The sequence below is a fragment of the Allobosea sp. CER48 genome (assembly GCF_044752385.1).
Taxonomy (GTDB): Bacteria; Pseudomonadota; Alphaproteobacteria; order Rhizobiales; family Beijerinckiaceae; genus Allobosea.
On record NZ_JBIWYK010000245.1, the window covers coordinates 1 to 4,721 of the forward strand.

General features: G+C 67.1%; 5 protein-coding genes. 1 reads left to right on the forward strand and 4 read right to left on the reverse strand.

All coding sequences use genetic code 11. The features are described from left to right. Window positions 1–28 precede the first annotated feature (28 nt). From ACIPIA_RS10525 to rplS, 4 genes are all read right to left on the reverse strand, one after another. Window positions 29–1,069 carry an HlyD family secretion protein gene (locus ACIPIA_RS10525; protein ID WP_400509244.1) on the reverse strand — a complete coding sequence of 347 codons (1,041 nt, stop codon included), beginning with the start codon at window positions 1,067–1,069 and terminating at the stop codon, window positions 29–31. A gap of 16 nt (window positions 1,070–1,085) precedes the next feature. Next, entirely contained in the window at window positions 1,086–2,657 is a 1,572-nt protein-coding gene (locus ACIPIA_RS10530; protein WP_400509252.1) for an efflux MFS transporter permease, read from the reverse strand. A 62-nt stretch (window positions 2,658–2,719) separates the two neighbouring features. Then, complete coding sequence (locus ACIPIA_RS10535; protein WP_400509246.1) at window positions 2,720–3,169, reverse strand: MarR family winged helix-turn-helix transcriptional regulator; 450 nt, start codon at window positions 3,167–3,169, stop codon at window positions 2,720–2,722. A gap of 170 nt (window positions 3,170–3,339) precedes the next feature. Continuing rightward, complete coding sequence (rplS, locus tag ACIPIA_RS10540) at window positions 3,340–3,735, reverse strand: 50S ribosomal protein L19 (protein WP_400509248.1); 396 nt, start codon at window positions 3,733–3,735, stop codon at window positions 3,340–3,342. Between the two features lie 204 nt (window positions 3,736–3,939). Between rplS and ACIPIA_RS10545 the strand changes: the two genes are divergently transcribed. Then, on the forward strand, window positions 3,940–4,721 hold a 782-nt coding region (locus ACIPIA_RS10545; RefSeq protein ID WP_400509250.1), incomplete at its 3' end, for an SDR family NAD(P)-dependent oxidoreductase.

Sequence of the window (4,721 nt, forward strand, 5' to 3'; positions counted from 1 at the left end):
TGACGACGCTGGACTGAGGCGGTTCTCGTCAGCGCCGCGAGGTATCGACGCTCACGACCACCGACATGCCGGGCGCCAGCTCGCTTGCCAGGGGCTGGCCGGGATCGATGGCGATGCGGACCGGAACCCGCTGGGCGATCTTGATGAAGTTGCCGGTGGCATTGTCTGCCCGGATGACGCTGAACTCGGAGCCGGCCGCGGGCGAGAAGCGCTCGATCTTGCCGGTCAGCGTGGCATGGCGCAGCGCATCGACGGTGAAGCTGACAGGCTGGCCGACGCGCATGCCGGGCAGCTGGGTCTCCTTGAAATTGGCGATGACCCAGGTCTGGGCCGGCACCAGCGCCATCAGCTGCGTACCGGCCGAAACATATTGGCCGAGCCTGGCGGAGACCTCGCCGAGCCGCCCGTCCTGAGGGGCGGTGATGCGGGTGTTCTGCATGTCGATCTCGGCGAGATGGACGGCGGCCATCGCGCCCTCCACCGCGGCTTCAAGCGACTGGCGGTTGACGATGGCGGTCTGGACGTCCTGCCGGGCGACGTCGACGGCGGCATGCGCGGCCGCGAGCGAGGCGCGGGCCTGGTCGAGCGCCTGCTGGCTCTGGTCGGTGCTCGTCTGGCTGACCACGCCGCGCTCGCGCAGCGGCTCGATGCGACCCCAGTTTGCCTCTGCCGTGCGCAGCGCCGCTTCGGCGCTGGCGACATTGGCCTCGCTGGCGCGCAGCCTTGCCTCCGCGGCTGCACGCGATTGCTCGGAATTGGCCAGCGCCGCGCGCTGGGCGGCAAGCGAGGCCCGCGCCTGTTCCTGCTTCTGCGCATAGATGCGGTCGTCGATGCGCAAGAGCAGATCGCCTTGCTTCACGGCCGCGAAATCCTGCACCGGAACCTCGGCGACATATCCGGCGAGTTGCGGAGCGATCACCGTGACCTGACCGCGGACATAGGCGTTCTCCGTGGTCTCGACGGCGCTGACGAAGGGCGGCAGCCGCCATGCGTAGAGGATCACGGCGAACCCGACGAGGCCGATGGCCAGGGCGACATAGGTTGAGGCGGAGCGAAACAGGCGGGTCATGGTCGGTGCGATGGGTTCAGCCGGCGGCGAGGGCGTTGGCGGTGGCGGTGCGGGTTCTGAAGCGCAGGATGGCGAGATGGGTCAGCAGGCCGGCCAAGGCGAGGCCCGCAAGCAGCGAGATCAGGAGGAAGGCGTCGTTGTAGGCCAGTACCGTCGCCTCACGGATCGCCTGCTGGCCGAGCAGTGTCACACCCTCGGCCCGCGCCAGCGTCGTGTCGGTCAGGACATGGCCATAGCTGGCGCCGAGTTGGCTGATGCGCTGGGCGACGAGCGGATCGGACATGGCGAAATGCTCGGCCAGTACATGGTAGTGAAAGCTTGTCCGCAGGGTGATGAAACTGCCGAATATGGCTGAGCCGAGCAGCCCGCCAATGCTCTGCGTGAACAGGAAGATGGTGATGAAGCTGAGGATGTAGAGGGGGCCGCGCGCGATCGCGCTGCCCATGCCCTGTGCCATCGCGGTCGGCAGGTACAGCCCCGAACCATAGGCGACGAGTGCCTGGCTCAGATAGATGTCGTGCGGCCGGGTCAGGCTGGTGGCGCCGCTGTCGAGCCAGGCCCCGAGGGAGACGCAGGCCAGGGCGACGCCGTAGAACCAGTTCTCGCGGCCCGGCCGCAGCAGCAGGGCGCAGGTCAGCCCGCCCGCGAGGATGGCGCAGAGGATCACGCCGTAGAGCGACAGCGTCTGTTCGTTCTGGATGCCGAGCGCCTGGAAGAAATTGTTGGCGCCGACGGTCTGCTCGGCGAGCAGCACGCGCAGCAGCAGCAGCGCGCCGGCGAAGTGCAGCGTCGTCGGGCTCGTGAGCCAACGGATGTCGATCAGCGGGCTGTCGCGATGCAATTCGATGATCGCGGCCAGCATCAGGCAGATGATGGCGGCGGCAAGCAGCCATCCGAGCCAGGGCGCCTCGAACCACCAGTATATGCGCCCGAGCGCAAGCACCACGGCGATGGAACCGAAGCCGACGGCGATGAAGAGATAGCTGACGAGGTCGAGCGGGCCGATCCACTTGACGCGCGGGGGCGACGTCAGCGGCAGCGCGTAGACGAAGCCGAAGGCCAGCAGCGCCAGGCCCATCTCGAACAGGGTCAGGCCGTGGAAGCCGCCTGTATCCAGCAGCCAGGGCGAAATCAGGCGCGTAACGGGGATGCCGAGCGAGGTGTTGGTCAGCGCCAGCGACAGGCCGACGGTGAGCTTCTTCGGCGGGGGCAGCGGCTCGATCATGTAGAAGAAGGCGAGCGAGGACATCGGCGCTGCCGCCATGCCGCTCATGAAGCGGACCACGACCGCCGACTGCAGGTCGCGGACGAAGAGGAAGTTGAGCAGCGTCGCGAAGACGAAACCGGCAAGGCTGATTTCGGCGAAGTTGCGCAGGCCGTACTGCATCCGGATCTTGATCAGTGCGATCGAGAGCGAAACGTTCGGCGCCATGTAGGCCGCGATCAGCCAGTTGGTCTCGGCCACGGTGGCGCCGAGTTCCCCCTGGATCTGGTAGATGTTGGTGTTGACGATGTTCTGGCCGACCTGCTGCGTCATCGCCAGGGTCACCGAAGCGACCATGTAGGCGAGCGCGCGGGCGGGCGGCATCGTCAGCCCGAAAGGCTGCGGCGGCGGCGCGGCCGGAGTCGCCGTGGCTTGCTCGGTTGCGCTCATGGGGCGGCGCTCCGTCCGGCAGCGATGTTGCGCGAGGTGCGGCGGAGCACGTCGAGCGCCGTTTCGAGCTCCTCGGTCGCAATGCCCTGCAGGATGCCGGCGCGCAGTTCCGTCAGGAAATCCAGGATATCCTGGGCCTGGGCACGCGCGGTCTCGGTGAGGAAGACGCGGCGGGCGCGGCGATCGCCTTCGACGGCGCGGCGCTCGATCATGCCGGTGCGCTCGAGCCCGTCGAGCAAGCGCACCAGCGTCGGCTGCTCGATGTCGAGCAGTCCCGCGAGGTCGGACTGGATCGGGCCGTCCTCCCGGGCCAACTCCATCAGCAGCCGGGCGCGCGCGAGCGTCAAGCCCATGCCGCGGGCGCGTTCGTCGACGAGCGCCCTCAGCTTGCGGTTGACGGAAGCGAGTTCGGCAGTGAAGGCGGCCTGAAGTGGGGCGAGGTCCATAGGATGAACATAAGTAGCATGCTAATGATTGGCTTACTTATATCCGCCATGAATGCATATCAAATGATAAATTCGTGGCTTGATATGCGTTTTTGGAATGTCTAGTAGCGGCGCAAAAAAACGCGGCCCCGAGGGACCGCGTTTCGCATTCCGGATATCGAGGCTGCAGCTTACTTGCCGGCGGCCTTCGAACCCTTGGCAGGCTTCGCCTCGATGCGCTCGGCGATGCGGGCCGACTTGCCGCGACGATCGCGCAGGTAATAGAGCTTGGCGCGGCGCACCTTGCCCTTGCGGATGACCTTGATCGAGTCGAGGTTCGGCGAGAACAGCGGGAAGACGCGCTCGACGCCCTCGCCATAGGAAATCTTGCGGACGGTGAAGCTCTGGTTGAGGCCGCCGCCGTTGCGGGCGATCACGACGCCTTCATAGGCCTGGACGCGGCTGCGCTCGCCTTCCTTGACCTTGACGTTGACCTGCACGGTGTCGCCGGGCTGGAACTGCGGGATCTCGCGACCCTCGCTCAGCTTGGCAATCTGCTCCTGATCGAGCTGTTCGATGATGTTCATGGGTCTCTCCATGGCCGTTTAGCGTGTGAACACGCGGGCGTTACGGCTCGCTGTTTTCAGTTGAGAGCGCGGCCTTACAGGAGCATGGCGCATTTGTCGAGCGGCAATGCCGGCAAGGCGCGCGGGCAACGAACCGCTTGTTGGCGGTCCGCGGGGCATGCATAGCCTTGCCTCCATCAGATATCACCCCGTGGGAAGCAGGCCATGACCGACCAAGCCACCAGGACCGCCCTCGTGACGGGGGCCGCGCGCGGCATCGGGCTCGCGACGGCCAGGCGCTTCCTGGCCGAGGGCTGGCAGGTCGGGTTGCTCGACATCGATGGGGAAGGGCTGGCGCGGGCTGCCGCCGAGATCGCGCAGCCCGAGCGGACGCTGGTGTTGACCTGCGACGTTGCCGATCCCGCGCAACTGCAGGCCGCTTTCGCCGGGCTCGCCAAGCGCTTCGGCCGGCTCGACGCACTTGTCAACAACGCCGGCACGGCGGTCTTCAAGCCGCTGCTGGAGACGACTCATGAGGAATGGCAGCGCGTGCTCGCGGTGAACCTCACGGGGCCGTTCCTGGCGACGCAGCTCGCCGCGCCGCTGATGGCGGACAATGGCGGCGGCGCCGTCGTCAACATCACCTCGATCTCGGGTCTGCGCGCCTCGACGCTGCGCGTCGCCTACGGCACCTCGAAGGCGGCACTGGCGCATCTGACGAAGCAGCAGGCGGCGGAGCTTGCGGGGCTCGGCATCCGCGTCAATGCTGTCGCGCCCGGACCGGTCGAGACCGCGATGGCCAAGGCCGTGCACAGCGCCGAGATCCGCGCCGATTATCGCGACGCCATCCCGCTCGCCCGTTACGGGCTGGAGGAGGAACTGGCCGAATCGATTTTCTTCCTCTGTTCCGACCGGGCGAGCTACATCACCGGGCAGGTGCTGGCCGTCGATGGCGGCTTCGACGCCGCCGGCATCGGGCTGGCGACGCTGCGGGGGGAACGGCGGAA

Bases quoted from the DNA above. Each gene is read 5' to 3' on its own strand.
- ACIPIA_RS10525 (WP_400509244.1), bottom strand. From the start codon at position 1,069: ATGACCCGCCTGTTTCGCTCCGCCTCAACCTATGTCGCCCTGGCCATC.
- ACIPIA_RS10530 (WP_400509252.1), bottom strand. From the start codon at position 2,657: ATGCCGCCCGCCCGCGCGCTCGCCTACATGGTCGCTTCGGTGACCCTG.
- ACIPIA_RS10535 (WP_400509246.1), bottom strand. From the start codon at position 3,169: ATGGACCTCGCCCCACTTCAGGCCGCCTTCACTGCCGAACTCGCTTCC.
- rplS (WP_400509248.1), bottom strand. From the start codon at position 3,735: ATGAACATCATCGAACAGCTCGATCAGGAGCAGATTGCCAAGCTGAGC.